The organism is Acidovorax sp. 69 (genome assembly GCF_002797445.1).
Lineage (GTDB): Bacteria > Pseudomonadota > Gammaproteobacteria > Burkholderiales > Burkholderiaceae_C > Acidovorax.
The window spans coordinates 616,878-633,918 of record NZ_PGEP01000001.1 but is presented as its reverse complement, the minus strand read 5'-3'; the positions used below and the strand labels follow the sequence as shown (position 1 = coordinate 633,918).

Annotated in this window: 13 protein-coding genes and 1 pseudogene; 7 read left to right on the top strand and 7 right to left on the bottom strand. The window is 59.4% G+C overall.

Going from position 1 to position 17,041, the window contains the following annotated elements:
* Positions 1-181: 181 nt before the first annotated feature.
* Genes CLU85_RS02955 through CLU85_RS02940 form a run of 4 tightly spaced genes read left to right on the top strand, consistent with a single transcriptional unit; the run spans position 182 to position 2,035 of the window.
* Entirely contained in the window at positions 182-553 is a 372-nt protein-coding gene (locus CLU85_RS02955) for a TraR/DksA family transcriptional regulator (RefSeq protein WP_100408977.1), read from the top strand.
* Between the two features lie 51 nt (positions 554-604).
* On the top strand, positions 605-979 hold the full coding sequence (locus tag CLU85_RS02950) for a hypothetical protein (RefSeq protein WP_100408976.1): 375 nt from the start codon (positions 605-607) through the stop codon (positions 977-979).
* Between the two features lie 52 nt (positions 980-1,031).
* Positions 1,032-1,445, top strand: a complete 414-nt coding sequence (locus CLU85_RS02945; RefSeq protein WP_100408975.1) for a VOC family protein — start codon at positions 1,032-1,034, stop codon at positions 1,443-1,445.
* The gene (locus CLU85_RS02940; RefSeq protein ID WP_100408974.1) at positions 1,442-2,035 is read left to right on the top strand and encodes a MarC family protein; all 594 of its coding nucleotides are present in this window, start codon (positions 1,442-1,444) and stop codon (positions 2,033-2,035) included. Before CLU85_RS02945 ends, CLU85_RS02940 begins: the two co-directional genes overlap by 4 nt.
* Before the next feature lie 47 nt (positions 2,036-2,082).
* Here the strand turns inward: CLU85_RS02940 and CLU85_RS02935 are convergent, their stop codons facing one another.
* Positions 2,083-2,634, bottom strand: coding sequence for an Rrf2 family transcriptional regulator (locus CLU85_RS02935; protein ID WP_100408973.1), 552 nt, complete (start codon positions 2,632-2,634; stop codon positions 2,083-2,085).
* A 156-nt stretch (positions 2,635-2,790) separates the two neighbouring features.
* Between CLU85_RS02935 and nhaR the strand changes: the two genes are divergently transcribed.
* The 3 genes from nhaR (at position 2,791) to CLU85_RS22895 (ending at position 10,230) form a co-directional block, all read left to right on the top strand.
* Positions 2,791-3,687, top strand: coding sequence for a transcriptional activator NhaR (nhaR, locus tag CLU85_RS02930; protein WP_100412339.1), 897 nt, complete (start codon positions 2,791-2,793; stop codon positions 3,685-3,687).
* Positions 3,688-4,454: 767 nt separating this feature from the next.
* Positions 4,455-9,320 (top strand): hypothetical protein, encoded by a 4,866-nt coding sequence (locus tag CLU85_RS02925; RefSeq protein ID WP_157803909.1) that lies wholly within the window; start codon positions 4,455-4,457, stop codon positions 9,318-9,320.
* Positions 9,310-10,230, top strand: coding sequence for a hypothetical protein (locus CLU85_RS22895; RefSeq protein ID WP_157803908.1), 921 nt, complete (start codon positions 9,310-9,312; stop codon positions 10,228-10,230). Before CLU85_RS02925 ends, CLU85_RS22895 begins: the two co-directional genes overlap by 11 nt.
* 717 nt (positions 10,231-10,947) lie before the next feature.
* Here the strand turns inward: CLU85_RS22895 and CLU85_RS02910 are convergent.
* The 6 genes and pseudogenes from CLU85_RS02910 to CLU85_RS02885 all read right to left on the bottom strand — a co-directional run bounded on the left by CLU85_RS02910 (position 10,948) and on the right by CLU85_RS02885 (position 17,036).
* Positions 10,948-12,111, bottom strand: coding sequence for a porin (locus CLU85_RS02910; protein ID WP_100408969.1), 1,164 nt, complete (start codon positions 12,109-12,111; stop codon positions 10,948-10,950).
* Positions 12,112-12,307: 196 nt separating this feature from the next.
* Positions 12,308-13,504, bottom strand: a complete 1,197-nt coding sequence (gene fdhA / locus CLU85_RS02905) for a formaldehyde dehydrogenase, glutathione-independent (protein WP_100408968.1) — start codon at positions 13,502-13,504, stop codon at positions 12,308-12,310.
* 86 nt (positions 13,505-13,590) lie between these two features.
* Positions 13,591-14,687 (bottom strand): annotated as a pseudogene (locus tag CLU85_RS02900) (Rieske 2Fe-2S domain-containing protein).
* A gap of 41 nt (positions 14,688-14,728) precedes the next feature.
* Positions 14,729-15,682 (bottom strand): PDR/VanB family oxidoreductase, encoded by a 954-nt coding sequence (locus CLU85_RS02895; protein WP_100408967.1) that lies wholly within the window; start codon positions 15,680-15,682, stop codon positions 14,729-14,731.
* 33 nt (positions 15,683-15,715) lie between these two features.
* Entirely contained in the window at positions 15,716-16,279 is a 564-nt protein-coding gene (locus CLU85_RS02890) for a MarR family winged helix-turn-helix transcriptional regulator (RefSeq protein ID WP_100408966.1), read from the bottom strand.
* 28 nt (positions 16,280-16,307) lie between these two features.
* Positions 16,308-17,036, bottom strand: a complete 729-nt coding sequence (locus tag CLU85_RS02885; RefSeq protein ID WP_232727709.1) for an ABC transporter ATP-binding protein — start codon at positions 17,034-17,036, stop codon at positions 16,308-16,310.
* Positions 17,037-17,041: the final 5 nt, after the last annotated feature.

Sequence of the window (17,041 nt, the reverse complement as noted above, 5' to 3'; positions counted from 1 at the left end):
TGCGCGCTGGGCGGCTTTGAGTGACAGGAGAAGACATTGTGGTGCGGCACCCTTTGGTCATGCCATCCATAGAACCCCGGAATGCAAGCGCCCCCCTCTGCTCCGGCACTTGATCTTGGTCAACCCACAGAGCCGCGTGCGGGCGCACCATGAAGGTATTCGATCACCCCGGAGACTTCGCATGGATACCACCCAAGCCGCCCCCTTCCGCCAGCCATTGCTGGCACAAAAGACTGCGCTTCTGGCGCAATTGGCCGAGCAACGCGGCGGAGTCATCGGCCGGGCCGAGGCCGCTGCGGATCACTTTGGCCAGCCCGAAGACCCGCGCGCCCAACTGGCCGCCGAGCGCGAACTGGAGTTCGCGCTGGACGAGCGCGAAACCACCCATCTGGCCGCTGTCGAAGCCGCACTGGCCCGTATTGATGCAGGCACCTACGGCGAATGCACGGACTGCGGCACCGACATCACGGCGGCCCGCCTGCAAGCGACCCCCGAGGCACCCCGCTGCGTGCACTGCCAGGAGAAGGCCGAGCAACATCGCCGGGCGGCGTGAACCCCACCCGATCCCCGCCCCATTTTTTCATCACTTCAAGAAAGCCGTTTCATGAGCACTTTTCACGCCGTTGTCTGGATGGACCACTCCGAAGCCCACGTGGTGATGTTTGACCGCGAACATACCGAGGCCCAACGCATCAAGTCCCGCAGCCACCACAAGCACCAGGGCAAGGCAGATGACCTCACCGCGTTCTTTGCAGACATCGCCCAGGCTTTGGTCAGCACCCGCGAAGTACTGCTGGCGGGCCCCGGGCTGGTGCGCAACCAATTCCGCGACTGGGCGGCAAAGCACCACGCCAGCGTGGCCGAGGTGGTGGTGGACTCCGTGGCAGCAGACCACCCCACGGACGCCCAACTGGTGGCCATGGCGCGCCAGTACTTCAAGAAGTTTGACAACATGGCGGTCGACCCGTCTCTCGCTTAATCCGTTCACCTCGCAACCCCATCACGGGGTTCCGGCTGCTATCCTTTGCAGGATGCGCAGCCTTTTTCACCTTGCCTTTCACGTCACCGATCTGGATGCTGCGCGTCGCTTTTATGGCGACGTGCTCGGCTGCCAGGAAGGCCGGAGCACCAACACCTGGGTGGACTTTGACTTCTTTGGCCACCAAATCTCGCTGCACCTGGGCACTCCTTTCACCAGCGCGCGCACCGGCCACGTGGGCGACCATCTGGTCCCGATGCCGCACTTCGGCGCGATTCTGGAGCTGCCCGACTGGCATGCACTGGCCGCACGGCTGAAGGCGGCGGGCACGGCTTTTGTGCTGGAGCCTCAAGTGCGTTTTGAAGGCCAACCGGGCGAACAGTGGACGATGTTCTTCCACGACCCCAGTGGCAATCCCATCGAGATCAAGGGCTTCCGTTCGCTGGACGGTGTGTACGCCACGTGAGCTATACCTTCGCGTCGGCCACCATCCTGCTTCTGCTGATCACCGATCCGCTGGGCAACATCCCCATCTTTGCCAATGCACTGCGCGGCGTGGCACCGGAGCGCCGTGCACGGGTGATCCTGCGCGAGGTGCTGATCGCGTTTTCGCTGCTGCTGGTGTTCCTGTTCTTCGGGGCGGAATTTCTGCGGGTGATGAACCTGAGCGATTTATCGCTTCAGATAGCGGGGGCCGTGGTGCTGTTTCTGATCGCGCTGCGCATGATTTTCCCCACGGCAGATGGCCCGCAGGCCGAACTGCCCGGCGAGCCCCTGATCGTGCCCCTGGCCATTCCCGCCCTGGCAGGCCCTTCGGCTCTGGCCACGGTCATGCTGCTGGTGGCCCAGGCTCCCGAACGCCGATGGGAATGGGTGGGTGCGCTGTGCGTCACCATGGCCGTGTGTGCCGTGGTGTTGCTGATGGCAGAACGCATTCAGCGCCTGGTGGGCGAGCGCGTGGTGATGGCGTTTGAGCGCCTGATGGGCCTGATCCTGGTCGCCATCTCGGTGGAAATGCTGATCCGGGGGATCAAGCAGCTCGCGCAGCAGCTATAGGACGGCCCCCTCAGAACGGGCCCGGCCATTGAGCCCCAAGTGGCGAACTAACGCCGCTGCAGCAGCGGCATCGAGCCCAGCGCAAACACCGAGTTGGGCACGCCCACCCGCGCCATCAAGGGTCGCGGCTTCGGCGCGAGCTTCGGCTTCGCCGCTGCGGCCGGGAGCGCGGCCTCATCCGGCACCCCGCCCTTTTCGAGTTGCTGGGCCACGAGGTCCTGCAGCGTTACCGACTGCAGGTACTCCATCACACGCGAGTTGAAGGTAGTCCACAACTCGCCGGTCATGGTCTTCACCTGTGCGGCCTGGCCCGTCCCCAAATTTTGCAGATCATCGGCCTTGAGGTTCTCGACCGCAAGAATGATCTCCGCTACAGACACCTGGTCCGTCCTGCGGGCCAGCGTGTAGCCTCCGCCAGGGCCCCGCGTGCTGTCCACCAGCCCGGCACGGCGCAAGGCGCTGAACAGCTGCTCCAGGTACGAAAGTGAAGTGCCCTGGCGCGCACTGATGGTGGACAGCGCCACCGGCCGCATCTTCTGGCGCAGTGCGAGATCGGTCATTGCCGATACTGCAAGTTGTCCTCTGGTGGTGATCCGCATCGTTGCTACTCCTTGTGAGCGTTGACAGTTCCTGGCCGCGGGCAAATCGCCACGGGCCTGGGCCAAGTCATCAATGTAGAGGTTTAAACACTTCGCGTATATTCGTTTTATTGAGTTTTATTGCTCGTTTTTTTCGAAGTGTTTCAGGGACTTTTCATGAACTTCAAGCACCTTCGCTATTTCTGGACGGTGGCCAAGGCCGGCGGCGTGATGCGCGCCGGCGAACAACTCCACACCACGCCCCAAACACTCTCCGGGCAAATCAAGCAGCTGGAAGAGTGGCTCGGCCACGATCTGTTCAGGAAACGGGGGCGCGGGCTGGAACTGACCAGCGAAGGCCGTGTCGCCCTGGGATATGCCGAGCAGATTTTTGCGCTCGGCGACGAGCTGGAGAAATCCATCCGTCTGTCACGGGGGCAGGAGAAACCGCTGGAATTCCGCGTGGGAGTAGCCGACTCCATTGCCAAATCGGTCGCTTACCACCTGCTGGAGCCCGCACTGGGCATGACCCAACGCGTGCACATGACTTGCCACGAGGGAAAATTTCCCGAGCTGATTGCGCAGCTGAGTCTGCACAAGCTCGACCTGGTCCTTGCAGACGAGCCCGTCTCCAAGAAGATCGGTGTGAAGGCCTTTAACCACCCCCTGGGGACCAGCGAGATGAGCTTTCTGTGTGCCCCTGCCCTGCGAAGGCAGCTGGAAGGGGTCTTTCCCCAATGCCTGCACGGCGCTCCTATGTTGATTCAGGGGCCCATGTCGTCCGTGCGGCAGCAGTTGGACCACTGGCTCAACAAGCACCACCTCCAGCCCCGCTTGGTCGGCGAGTTCGACGACAGCGCCCTGATGAATGCATTTGGCCGCGAGGGGCGTGGCATTTTTACGTCCCCGACCGTATTGGACGAGGAAACCACCGCCCAATTCGGCGTCGAAGTCATTGGCCGGTCTTCAGAGTTAGTGGAAGAGTTCTTTGCCATCTCTATCGAGAGACGAATCACTCACCCTTGTGTGGTGGCAATCACCAAAGCCGCAAAGGCAGACCTGTTTGCGAGCTGAGTGAAATGCACGAGGCTGCTACACCGCAGAGCATTGCTCTCCCCATACACCCTGGGAAGCCTGCGCAGCGATGCTTTCCGGGGAGATAGGGGAGATTCGCATATTGAGCCGCAGCACACCGGCACCTGCAGGATGGCTATATGCAGCCTGTCAGGCGTGTGGAGCAACCCAGCAGCCCCCAACGAAGAAAAACGGAAACTGGGTGCGGCCCCTGAGCCATTGTTCAGGGGCACAAACAAAAACGCCCACTATGAAGTGAGCGTTTTTGTTTAGCAGATTTTGCTATTTTTTTGGTTGCGCGAGAACTTTGGGTTATGAGGCGACAAACCGTGCGAGTAGGTCGTTCGGTTTCAATCGTGGCATTGCGTGCTCTTCCTCTGTAAATGGGGACGTCAGGCGTGACACGGCTCACCAACTAACCCCTCGCAGCCTCGAAGACTGTCACGTTGTGCCTCATAGAGCACGTCACTGGCATCAGCAAGAACCCGACCTTTGGGCAGCCGTTCAAGCCCTCTCGCCGTCGCCGATTCAAGCGGAACGCGCCCCGCTTTCCAATACCTGCCTGTTCCTTGAAGTCGGGACAATCTCCCTCCGAGGCAGGCAGCTGTCACGCTGCTCGGAGCGGAATCCAGGCACTTGAGAATCCACCCCAAACGGCGTCAAAAGACGTTGATCGACGCCTCGATAAGACAGTTCCGTCGAAATGCGCCCAATGCGGGCGCATTTCGACACCCGTTTTGAAGGGGTCTTTCGCGAAAATCTTTCGCATGGAAGCAGTCTCAGGTCACCCGTCAATTACCGCCGATGCGCAGGCACTATTGGTCGCAGTTGGCGTCCCCGCATCGCACGAAGGTGCTCGCCCCGCTCTGTCAGTAATCAGAACTTGTTTAAAGGCCGCAGCTGAAAATTGGCCAGACGCTCCGCTGAAGGAGTGGTTGCGCATTGCAGACGATTTAGCCAGTTCGCTCAACAATATAGCTGCTATCGATCAAAAATGGGCAGTTCGTTTATCGAACCATCCACTTGAAATATCGCAGCTTCTCAAAAGCTTCTTGGACTGGGGTCCTTCGGCGACGGAAGGCGTTGAGTTCGGTTTCACCGCAATCATAGGTCGGTCCATTGCAGTGGGAGCAGAACAACGATCGGCTCTTCAAGCGCAGTTAGTCGCCGGATTGCTGACCCTCCGTAGAGCTCATCAGCAAAAAGGTCGGCGCGGTCGAGATTGGGAGATGCTGCTCACCGTCGACCTTGCATCAACCCGAGAGCTCGAAGCGATTCGGGAAAGTATGGCTCCGACCAGTCCCGCATTCGGATTGGTTACACATTTGCTGGAGGCAGCACGCGCTTCGTGTGTTGGACCACAAACCTACCACCAAGTGATGGAATCTGGCACCGGTGAGACGGAAACGACGCTCTTGAAGCTGTCCCCCGAATTTGCGGATATGCCGGAGAGTCTAGATCCTTGCGAACCTTCCAGCGACACCGAGGAGGACGAAAAAGCGAGTCAACCCGACATCTCGCGCCGGATCGCGGCGGCCGACTTCTGTAGCTTCGGAGAAAAGCTCGGCCTTTATCACCGCGATCAACTGCTACCAGAAGACCTACGGAGCGTCACACAGCGATTAGTAGAACACCTGAGTTCCGACGACGTTGTCCAGCAGAGTTTTGCACTCTTGGCCTTGGTCAGCTTGGTCACCGGGTGCACCGACTCGGTTGCGCTCGAACTTGAGTTTGAGTCACGCCACTCGATCTGGTTGGATCTGGACCATCATAGTTGGGGGTGGGACTTCAGCGCGTACCGTGGCAGTCGCAGCGGTGAAGGATCGAACCTCGAGTCGATCCACTGTCCCTTGCCGGAGGTCGTTTCCAAAAAGCTTCGCTCCATGAGGACCGCAGTTGCCTCCGCGGAAACTCTAGGAGCACTTCTCGCTGCACATCAGTGCGTGGCTGATATTGATTTGGAAGCGTTCCGCAGATTTTTAAGGGGATGCGGCGACACGGCACACCCAGCTCATCGAGCACGCTTTGCTCGATCACTGATGCCTGTAGTGCTGCAGTTGACGGGTTCGGACATGACCGCCGCCTTGATGACTGGTCGGTTTGAGGCGGCGGCACCCGCCGCGCTGTTTTACTACGGCCCTGAGCGCGAACTACTCAAAACGCGAATGAACCAGGTCTTCGAGTGGCTCGGCCTAGGCCCGGCGGCAGTGCAGGGACTGGCGTCCGCGCGTCAAGGCTGCACAAAAGTACTGAGTGACGAAGAGTGCATCGCCGGATGGAGTTCGCTTGTGGCGGCGATCGACATGGCTCGGGCGGCAGCTCTGGCAGCAGAGGACGCGGGATGGGCATACCTGAATCAATGGATGAGTCTGGTGTGCTTCGCCTTTGTCGTTCAAGCCGGGCACCGTGCAACCCGGCTGGAAAGATTGACTTTCGGCTCACTTTTCTCGTCCAGCCGAGTGCTATCAATTTTTGACAAAGACGACACTGTCGGACAACGTGCTCAGCCGCGCCTTGTGCCCGTGACCAAGGCTATCCAAGACTTGCTCGCTGCTGCGATTGAATGTCATGCGGTAGCCCAACGTGCAGGAGCGAGAGGGTCGACCGGAGCAGCCGAAAGTGTTTTCGTCTACTGGTCGGACGACGGTATGGCCACGCCGGTGCGATCTGCCCACATCGCACTGCATGCTCTGCAATTTTTCGCCAGTGATGCCAATTTCGGCCGCAGCCAGTGGGTTACCAGCCTGGATCGCGACGGTGTGGACCGCTGGCTCATCCGTGCTCTGACAGGTCACGCCCGTGACGTGAGCCGTACCGTCGGCGCGTACCTTGACGTGCCCCCTTTGGTCGCGGCCAACCGACTGCGCGAGGCCATGGAGAACACCGGTCATAAGGTCTTCGGCCCTGCCACAGTTCAACACTCAGGGCACACCTGGACACCATGCGGGTTTGCGCCTGCCAGTTTCGATGTGCGCCCCGCGCAGCCCGGGGAAAAGGTGCCGGATCCCCGCACTGTATTGCAGCCGGTCGACGACGTCTGCCTCATGGGCTGGGCCATGGCCGAAAAAATGCGGTCAGCACTGGCACAGGGAGCAGTGCAGGCCCCACCCGCGGCAATTGCGCTGTTGCATCTGATCTTTGTCGACCTGATTGTCGACACCGAGCTCGCGATCGAAACAGTGATTTTGTCCAAGACACAGAACGTGCACCTGGTGGGAAGTCGTTGGGGTCTGATGTGGAGGCGCCCCCACTTTGTTGAGCCAACCTGGCTACCTATTCAGGTCTCCACCTGGCGCCTGTTGCAAATGGCTGCTGGCGATTGCACGACCCGACAAAATCTGATCAGAGACACAACAGTAGCCGTTGCTCAGGCACTACCGTTCGTCCAGTGGCCAAGGTCCGTTGATGGTCGCTTCACCTTCATCCTTGATGCCGCAAAAAGCTTCGTCCGGCTTGAACTACCACCTTCACTCGTAGCTGCGAGTTCGGCCAGCGTACCCGCTCCTGCACTATCCCTGCATTCGCTCAGAAGGCTCTCAGGGGAGGAAGTCGATGAGCTCTCTCCCAACACACACCCGCCACGCTGGTACCGCCAAAGCCGCCCAAACTCACGGGACGAAGGCCTGGAGGCCATATCAAAGGCACTGAACAGGTACTCAAACCAGACGCTACGGCTGGGTGAGCTACTAAGCCGCGCCATTGAGTGCCGCGGCGATATCTCCGGGGCAGAGGTGCGCTGGACGCCTTTTTCGGGGTGGCTGCGCGACTGGGTCTGCGAAGAGCTTGTGCGGACCCGAGACGACGTCCCAGGCCGGTACCAGATCTCGTCCATAGCAACCTATTTTTCGACCCTCAGCCTTGCTCGACGCAGGGTGCATTTCCTTGGCGCTCCCGAGGATTGGACTGAAGGCGACTGGAGCAGCTTTTTGGAATGGACCCACCAACTGGCAAGCCCCTCGTTGAACCAGGAGGCGCATGGGCTGTGTGAGCGCGTTCGTCACGCGGCCTTCGCGCTAATTCACAGTCTCCGCCGTCGCCAGATACACGTGCCAATGAGTGTCTGGGCGCAGCTTCGTGAGCACGCAGATCCGCACCCCAGCGGCTCCACTTCTAGCGTGTTGGTACTTCACGCAGACCTTTCCCGAGCTTTGCAGATAGCACGCTCTTGGCTTGCAGAGTCGCCTGTCGAGGCTCTGCTCGTAGAAATTCGGGCTTTGCTCAGTCAAGAGCTTCCCCTCCGCGCGGGCGACCTCTCTAGCTTGGCCTGGGACTGCCTGACCCTTGGCGGCGGTGTCGTCATCAGCCGCCAGGGCTACAACCAGCACAAAACGGAGAACGCGATCCGCGTCGCCCCCGTCAGCGCTACTTGTGCCGCCCAGTTGCGCTCACTGCGCGCGGAGCTAGTAAGTTACACCGGGGCGAACGACCTTCTGCTCCGCCTTGACGGTTCTGATGATGCGGGGTTACGCGACTCCCAGCTGATGGAAATCTGGTCGGCCGCTCTCAAGGTTGCGACCGGGGATCCCAAGGCGCGCCCGCACAGTGTCCGCGCAGCGGCGCTGCAGGAAAGGGCTTGGCCTGGGTGGGAAAAGGCAGCGGCGGAGTGGCTGTCGACAGGCACCTCAGATCCTCAGCGACTTGAACGATGGATTAAGTCGCTGCAATCTGAATGGACGCGCACGGCGAGCGCGGCGGTAGTGGCGGGCCACGGAGACCTTCGTTCCGCCCTCGGCAACTACCTGGCCGGCTGGCCGGTCATTCGGGCTATGGCTGCGGAGTCTCTTCTTCAGCGTCAGCCGTTGGGTCCGGGTCTCGTGCGTCAGGTTGGCCTGAACGCAGGTGCGTTGAGGAAAGCGCGGTCCCGTGGTGCACTCTCTGGAGCAGCGGCGCATCAGCCGTTCGACGGCTGGTCATGGTTGCGGCAAGGCTTGCTGCGCCGCATGGTGAGTCCACAGCAGCAGCCCAAGCACTTAACCCAAACAGCATCGCCATTGTCATTGCCACTGCAGCGGTCCAACCCGCAGCGTGTATCTCGAATAGATTCGATCCAGTACCTCGTTCTGCGAACACTCGGACTGACAAAACATCGGACTGTCGAGAGCACGGGCATCCCAATTTCGGTGGCGCTTGAACTGGAGGGTGCGGTGCCCGATGACGATACCAAGGCAGAACTCACCCGGCGCGCCCGAAGCTCCGCGCGGGAGCGGGGGGTTGAAGCAAATATCAAAGTTGCTCGATCAGAAGATGGGATTCAGATAGTCGACTGGCTCGTCGGTATGGATCGATCCAGTCTCGAGTTCTTTCGGCTGTGCGCGTTGCGTGAGCACGCGGGATCAGCAAGTTTCAACAAGTACCGCATGTGGCAGCCCGTCGTCGAGTCGATGCCGCCGCGTTTTTCCATTTTGCTCCGAAGGGGAAAGGCGCATCTAACCCCAGAAGAATTTCGCTTCCTCCGCAGCTTCGACGGTCAGTTGAAGCTGAAAGTGGATGAAAGCATTGGCGAATGCCCAGTTGTCTCACTGGCACCCAGGGCAAAAGAAAACCAGGTCGTCTCCGCGCGCCTGACGGCTGTGCTGAGGGCTGCTCTATTTATCACCACCAACATGTATACAAAGGATAAGTATGCAAACTGAAATTTGCCCGAACCATGGCGACTTCTGCACGACTTTTGAGACCCACATCCAAACAAACTCGAATGTCGAAGTATTGCAAGATGAATATCTTGGGCAATCAAAACTTGCCCTAAAGGAAGGGGCCACACGCCTGCTTCCGGTTCAGCACCTTATCCAGCTCTTGAAAGACGCAGAACGCAAACTGCAAGGGGTCCACGCTCACCCGCGCGACTTGACCATTGTGGGCGTGCGCACCGAGGATGCTGAGGCTTTGACTGTGTTCGTAGCGCGCAAGGCAGGTCGCCAACGGCGTCTGGATGGCGACCTTGCCGAAGAAACTGAAACTGAGCGTGAGGCCGCCAAGGCCCTCGTTCATCGGATAGCCCCGTTGATCGATCGCTTCCAGGCGAGGCAACTTACAACGGAACAACTGTGCTCAGCACTTTCTGCAGAAGCTGATCCGGCTCGTGCCCGAGCAGCGTTTGCTTCTTTGGCAAGCGGCTCGGATCCGATCAGCGATGGCGCCGCGATCATCCACGCGGGGACGAGCGACCAGCCCAGAAAATCCGTTCTAGTTCATGGCGCTGAAGTGCATCGAGTGATCGGACGGGTGGTCAGTGTAGATCAGGCGACGCGGTCATGCCGCTTGCGCCTTGCGTCCCTGCCCGAGCCCTCCTCAATATTCACCGAGAAAGACACTGGCGTCAGGGTTTTTGACGTGGCACTCGTTGACGACGTGGGCTGGTTGCTCGCGTCCCTGGCGGCTTCGCTCGGTGAATCGCTCGAGATGAAGTTGACCATCAACGCGAAGTTCGACACACGGGGCTGCGTCACTTTCTCAGCAACGCTGATTGGGATTCCAGACGTGAAGAAAGCGAGCCAAAGGCTCGAGGCGGCACTAGCGGAAAGCATGGCTAGCCTCTTCCATTGACAACTTGTGGGGACCAAGCGATGGGGCAGCCAACTGTCAGAGACTATCCCAAATGCCTCATTGGGATAAGTGTTCAGAAGTGAAAGCCTGACTATTGCTATTTGCACCTTTCAATGGTTGGATGAGGGTCTGTGCACGCTCATTCAGGAAGATGCACGTAGGCGGTGCTGCGCAAAAAATTAAATCCCGTGGTATCGCAGCCCGATGGATGGGCGCATTCCAACCGCTGCGGACGATCCAAATCGTCTGCGGAAATCGAGAGCGGCTGCTGGCTCCTATTAGCCCGTGTCAAAAGCTCCGAATGACGGGTACCGAGTGCACGGTTGTCACTTGGCAAGACGGATTTCCGGTGGCTGGTCTATGCAGCCGCCGACATTCAATCCCGGAAAATGAGCGACCGCAACCAGCTTGTTTAAGACTCTAAATCGACTCGGATTAAACCGGAGAGAAGCATGCTCATGCCTCGAACTCAGTTTCGAGGCGTAGCGCACTTCGTCTATGCAAAGTGGCCTCGCAGTGGATCTGAAGCTTGGCGGAGTGCAGGTGTCATTGCGACGCTTTGGCAACCACGACTGGCATCGTGCGCTGGTCTGGTCGGTCAGGTATTGGCGTAAGCCTTAGTCTGATGGTGTGGTGGTCATCATAAAGAGGCCTGCATGGTATTTCGCTCAAGCCAGCTTGGAACGGCCGCTTTGTGGCAGTCAGCCTCAATGCGGACTAGAACCTGTGGCGCATGCCTACCGCCAAACCGGTACCAGTGGCTAACATCGCTTGCGGATTTCCCAAGGTTTGCGTGACCGTCCGATCACGAATAGCCATGAGATACAAGTCCGTGCTCTTGGACAAGAAGTAGTCATAGCCAACTGTTAGGACGCGACGTTGCAAGTTGCCTCCCGCGGCAGTTGCGGGAACCGCACCCACTTTGTCATTGGTGCGTCGAGACGCGTAACCAGCCAGCACGCGTCCTGCTCCCAGTGGCACGGCGGCGCTCAAGTCCCAGAGTCGATAGGATGCATCGAGAGGTGCAGCGGCGGTTCCTCGATTCTCAATTCCCCCCAAATGTGCAAACACCTTCACCACGGTGAAGTCATACGAAGTAGCAAGCTGCCAAGCTCGAGTGTCGTTCGAGGACGTGCCATCCGCAAACGTGAGCGGATTCTTCTTCACGCTCTGCCCAACGATCGAGGCTGAAAAAGGACCTTGGCTGAACGCCGCGCGGACAGCAGTGTTGCCACCACCTTGTCCTTCAGAGATCGCATGCGTCGCTGAGAAATTCATCCCTCCCCACGACGGACTATCGTAGGCTACGGAGTTGGTCCAGCCAGTGCCGCCGGAGAGCGGGCTTCCGATGAACGTGATGAGATTCAGCGGCGCAAGAACTGTCGAGTCGCCAAAGGCATTCGAGCTGACACTGTTGACGAAAAACAGCGAAGTGATGTTGCCTAGGCGCACACGTCCCCATGCTGGGTGGGCTAAACCAACCCAGGCAGCTCGAGAGAAAACGGGGTCTGCAGCAACGTTGACCGGTGCAGGCAACGCATCGCTGCGCCCTGTCGCACCGCTGTCGTTTCTCACAAAAGAAGATAAGTCGAAGGAAGCAGATAGCCCGTCGCCTAGATCTTCGTTCCCCCGCACACCCCAATGACTGGTAGACATAGCTCCACCGTCAATTTTGCGTACCGCCCGGTCTTGCGCGTTCACGCCGGTGGTTGGCCCCTCAAAGTTACCAAATGCCGCATCGACCAAACCGTACAGGTGCAAGCTCGACCCGCTCGGTGCTTGCGCATATATGCTTGGCGAAGCCGTTGCTGCTAATGCCAGGACAGCAACTGGAAGAAGTCCCCGTTGGGACTTCCCAATGGATTTGTAGGCCGTTTTCATTTTGTCTCCTTTTGTGAATTTGGGATAAGGGTGTGCGACGCCGAGTCCACGACAGACGCAGGCACCCAAGCCGAGACCGCGTGAAGCAGTTCCAGCCAGAGATTGGTTTTGAGAAAAGACAGCCAAGCGTGCATGCGCACGCTTTCAAACTGCCGAAGCCACCCACATGAAGTGGCTGATCGAAAGTCCCGCCTAGTTAGCGCGAGAGCTGTCCATGGGGATCGATCACGAATTTCGTAGGCGCACCTGCGTCGAACTGCGCGTATCCTTCAGGCGCTTGATCGAGGGATATCAGTTTGACGCCCACGACACTGGCAATATCAATGCGATTCCAAAGAATCGCTTGCATCAGTGCGCGGTTGTATTGCATGACCGGCGTTTGACCAGTCATGAAGCTATGCGACTTTGCCCAGCCCAGGCCAAGACGAATGCTGAGTGCTCCCTTCTTCGCGGCGCTGTCGACACCACCTGGATCATCGGTAACGTACAGTCCAGGAATTCCGATCTTTCCCGCAGCTCGGGTTACTTCCATCAGCGAATTCAGGACCGTGGCAGGCGCTTCGTGCTGTGCACCCTCATGGCCGTGACCACGCGCTTCGAATCCAACCGCATCCACCGCGCTGTCGACCTCCGGCACGCCCAAGATACCCGCGATTTGGTCGCCTAGCGGCGTATCCAGAGATAGATCGACGGCTTCAAACCCCACACTCTTTGCGTGTTGAATGCGCGCCGGGTTTACATCGCCGACGATAACTACTGCAGCGCCAAGCAGACGGGCCGACGCGGCGGCGGCCAAGCCCACAGGGCCAGCTCCCGCAATGTAGACCGTGCTACCTGGTCCGACGCCCGCAGTGACTGCGCCGTGGTACCCGGTGGGCAGAATGTCAGAGAGGCAAGTGAGGTCGCGGATCTTCTCAATGGCCTGCTCACGATCAGGAAACTTCAAAAGATTGAAATCGGCATACGGGATCATCACGTACTCGGCCTGCCCTCCCACCCACCCGCCCATGTCCACGTAGCCGTATGCGCCACCTGGCCGAGACTCGTTCACCGTAAGGCAAACTCCGGTCTGCCGCTCCTTGCAAAGTCGGCACCGGCCACAAGCCACGTTGAAGGGGACAGAGACGATGTCGCCCACCGAAAGGGTTTCAACATCCTTTCCTGCTTCAATTACTTCGCCGGTAATCTCATGCCCAAGGACCAGCCCCTCGGGAGCCGTCGTTCTGCCGCGGACCATGTGCTGATCCGAACCACAGATATTGGTGGTGAGGACTTTTAGGATGACACCATGATTCGCCGTTCGACCTTTTGGATTGAGCAGCTTCGGGAAATCAATTGGGCGCACCTCAACTTTGCCCTGCGATACGTAAACAACACCTCTGTTTGTAGCCATCGTTTTGTCTCCATCGGTTGAATTTTTCTAAAGGGATCACCCTCATCCAGACAGGTAAGGCTGACTGGAATCCCGCTTTTTGACGGTTAGTTGGGTTGCTGCAGCAGCTTGGCGACGATGCGTCGCGCCCGGTTCGCACCGACGTCGACATGGATATCCGTCCATGTAGCCCTGTCGCCGAACTCCAGCATGTTTGGTACTGGGCTTCAATCACCGCACGGTCTTCATCGAATGTGAAGGCAGTTTGTTGTACGACCGCATCGATGTTCTCGGGCATGTCTGGATGCTTATTGCTGGCCATGCTCCAGAAGTAGTGCGCAGTTTCATCCGTCTCGGGCGTGACGCCATGAAACCCCCGCATGTGAAAGCCGCCGCGCGAGGGATCATCAATCGCGTCCGTTCCGGGCTCTACGGCACCGGTCCAGATGCGCAGATGGCTGAGGTGAAACTCGATCTCCTGCCAGCGGTCGATCTTTTCTCCAAAGGGCCATGCAGCCTTGTAAGTGGGGGGCGGCGCCGAGCCAGGCATGAAACGCACCACCTTGACATGATCACCTTCAGAGGTCACCTTCATCTCTGCATTCATATGCAACCGAGCATTGCCCCCGATGGTTTGCAGGTGCACATAACCCAGGTGGCTAAGATCCAGCAGGTTGTCGTGGATCAGCTGCCATGGCGCGTTGTAGTGGTAGTTGCCGCTACCAAACTTGTAGCGAGGATCGTCATGGTGCGGATATTGGGGTGGCAAGCTCTTAGGCTCAGCTCCGTCAACCAATGGCATCCAGATCCAGACGATCTGGTTCTGCTCCATCACGTTGTAAGCCTTCACTTTGGCTTTTGACGGAATGCGCTCTTGTCCAGGAATTTCGATGCACTGGCCACTGGGCGCATACAGCATGCCGTGGTAGCCGCATCGCACACCAGCGTTCTCCACCGTGCCGCACGACAATGGAAGCGACCGATGGCAGCATCTATCTTCCAAAGCAGCGACGACCCCGTCACCAGTTCGAAAGAGCACCACTTTCTGACCGAGGAAAGTGCGCGCAATTGGCTTGTCAGTCAGCTCTGAAGAGAAGCCGGCGACGTACCACTGGTCCAGCGGGAAGCGGCTTGGATCAGGGGTACTGGACTTGGAGGGTGTCTTGCCGATCTCAGCAAGAGGGACACAGGCTGTGGAAGTCATCGATAGGCTCCTGTAATGTCGTTTGGTATTGAAAGTCGCGGCTACAGATCAAGCACAAGCAGGGGAGTCAGCGCCCTCGAGCAGCAAGGTGTGAACTGGTCGTTGGCGGCACGCTCAGCCTCTGTCAGAAAGGTATCCCTGTGGTCTGGAACTCCCTCCAGCACAGGGGTGAGGCAGGTACCGCAAACGCCGGATTCGCACGAATACGGCACATCAATACCTGCAGAGGTAAGTACCTCGATCACGCTCTTCCCCTTGGGAATCTGATACGTGGTTCCAGAGCTGGCAAGACGCACAGCAAACGTGCCATCGGTGTCGAGGGGTTTCGCCGTTCCCGCGAAGAACTCGCGATGCAACTGAGCCTCAGACCAACCACTGGCGCGAGCGGCATCAAGAACATGCTCCATGAAGCCCACCGGGCCACAGACATACAGATGCCCGCCATGTTGGGGGTTCACCAAGATCGGCGTTGCGTTGAAGCGTTGGGCGTCAGTACTGGTATGCACGAAGACATGCGAAGCAAATGAGCTGTGCGAAATCTCAGCAAGAAACGCCATCCTGTCTGCAGCCCTGCCGCAGTAATGCAGTTGAAAGCTCTTACCTTGCGCATGAAGGTCGTTTGCCATTGCCAGAATCGGGGTGATGCCAATACCGCCAGCAAAGAGCATGCTGTGCTGCGCCGTCCTATCCAGTTCAAAGTGATTGCGCGGCGCACTGATGGTCAGCAGTTGGCCGACCTGGACAAGTTCGTGCATCCCGGCTGAACCGCCTCGTGACTCCGCCTCCAGAAGAACAGCGATCCGATAGAAGTCACCATTTGCAGACTGGCCGCACAGCGAGTACTGGCGAACAATCTCGGGGGTCACGTGCACATCAATGTGCGCGCCAGCAGTGAATGCCGGCAGGGGCAGCCCCTCAGGGTGAGCCAGCTCGAAGCTGCAGATGCCTTCGGCTTCTGCGCGCCGGCTGCGGACGATGACTTTCAATGGATTCATGATGGGATGCGCGTTCAAACGTTCTTGAGGCCTTCAGTCCTCGGCTTTCCGCAGGCTTGTGCCGATGGACTTGGGGAAATGTTTCTTCGCATACGCCTGCGTGGCGACCTCGACGGCAGGCAAGTTCTCGTGCAGGCGCTGAAGCAGACCGATCAGCATGTCCACCTCATTCGCGCCAAGGACGGATAGGAAGGCGCGTTCGCGCTCCAGCGCCATGCCCAAGATCTGGCCGTGCAGCGCGCGCCCGGCGGGCGTGAGCACGGCAATGCGCAGGCGGCCGTCGGTCTTGTCGAGTTCGGTGGTGATCAGGCCACGCTCCTGCATGCCCTTGAAGCAGCGGCTCACCGAGCCCTTGTCCATGCCCATGACCTTGGACACCTGCTGTGCGGAGATGGAGCCCTCGATGGCCAGCAGCACCAGGCAGCGCCAGGTCTCGATGCCCACGTCGAAAATGTCCAGGTAGTACTGCGAGGCTCCGCGCGAGAGCTTGTTGGCGATCCAGGTCAGGTAGGCCGGAACGTAGCGTTCCAGGTCCACCACGCTCTGCGCGTCGGGAAGTTGCACGTCGGAAGGTTTGCTGGCTTTCTTTTTGCTCATGTTCAGTCAGTTCGAGATCGGTGGTTGCTCAGTGGACGGCCATGCCGACCCATCGCTCCAGAGTATCTCCGTCGTTCAACAGTTCATTGGCAGGGGCCGTGTGCACGACCGTGCCGTGGTCCAGGATCACCGCGCGCTGGGCGTATTGCAGGGCTTCGTCCACCTGCTGCTCCACGATGATGGTGGCGATGCCCGTCTGCTCGGCCATCTGCGCAAACGCGCGCAACAGCTCCAGGCGGATCAGCGGGGCCAGGCCTTCCAGGGGTTCGTCCAGCAGCAGCAGGCGGGGCCGGCCCAGCAGCGCCCGCGCCACCGACAGCATCTGCTGCTCGCCGCCCGACAGTTGCGTGCCGCCGTTGCGCCTGCGCTCGGCCAGGCGCGGGAACAGCGTGTAGGCCTCGTCCAGCGCACTGCGTGGGCGGCGCTTGAGGCCGGCCAGCAGGTTTTCCTCCACCGTCAGCGAAGGGAAGATGTCGCGGGTCTGCGGCACATAGCCCAGGCCCAGGTCGGCGCGCTGGTGGGGCTGCAGCTTGGCGATGTCCTGCCCCAGAAAGTGCAGGCTGCCGCTGCGCAGGGGCACCAGGCCCATCACGGCGCGCAGCGCGGTGGTCTTGCCCACGCCGTTGCGGCCGATCATGGCCAGGCGCTCGCCGGGGTGGACGTCGAAGGAAAGGCCGTCCAGCACGGTGGTGGGGCCGTAGCCGGCCACTCCGTTTCGCAGGCTCAGCATGGGAGGAGCTGTGGTCGTCGTGGTCATGGTTC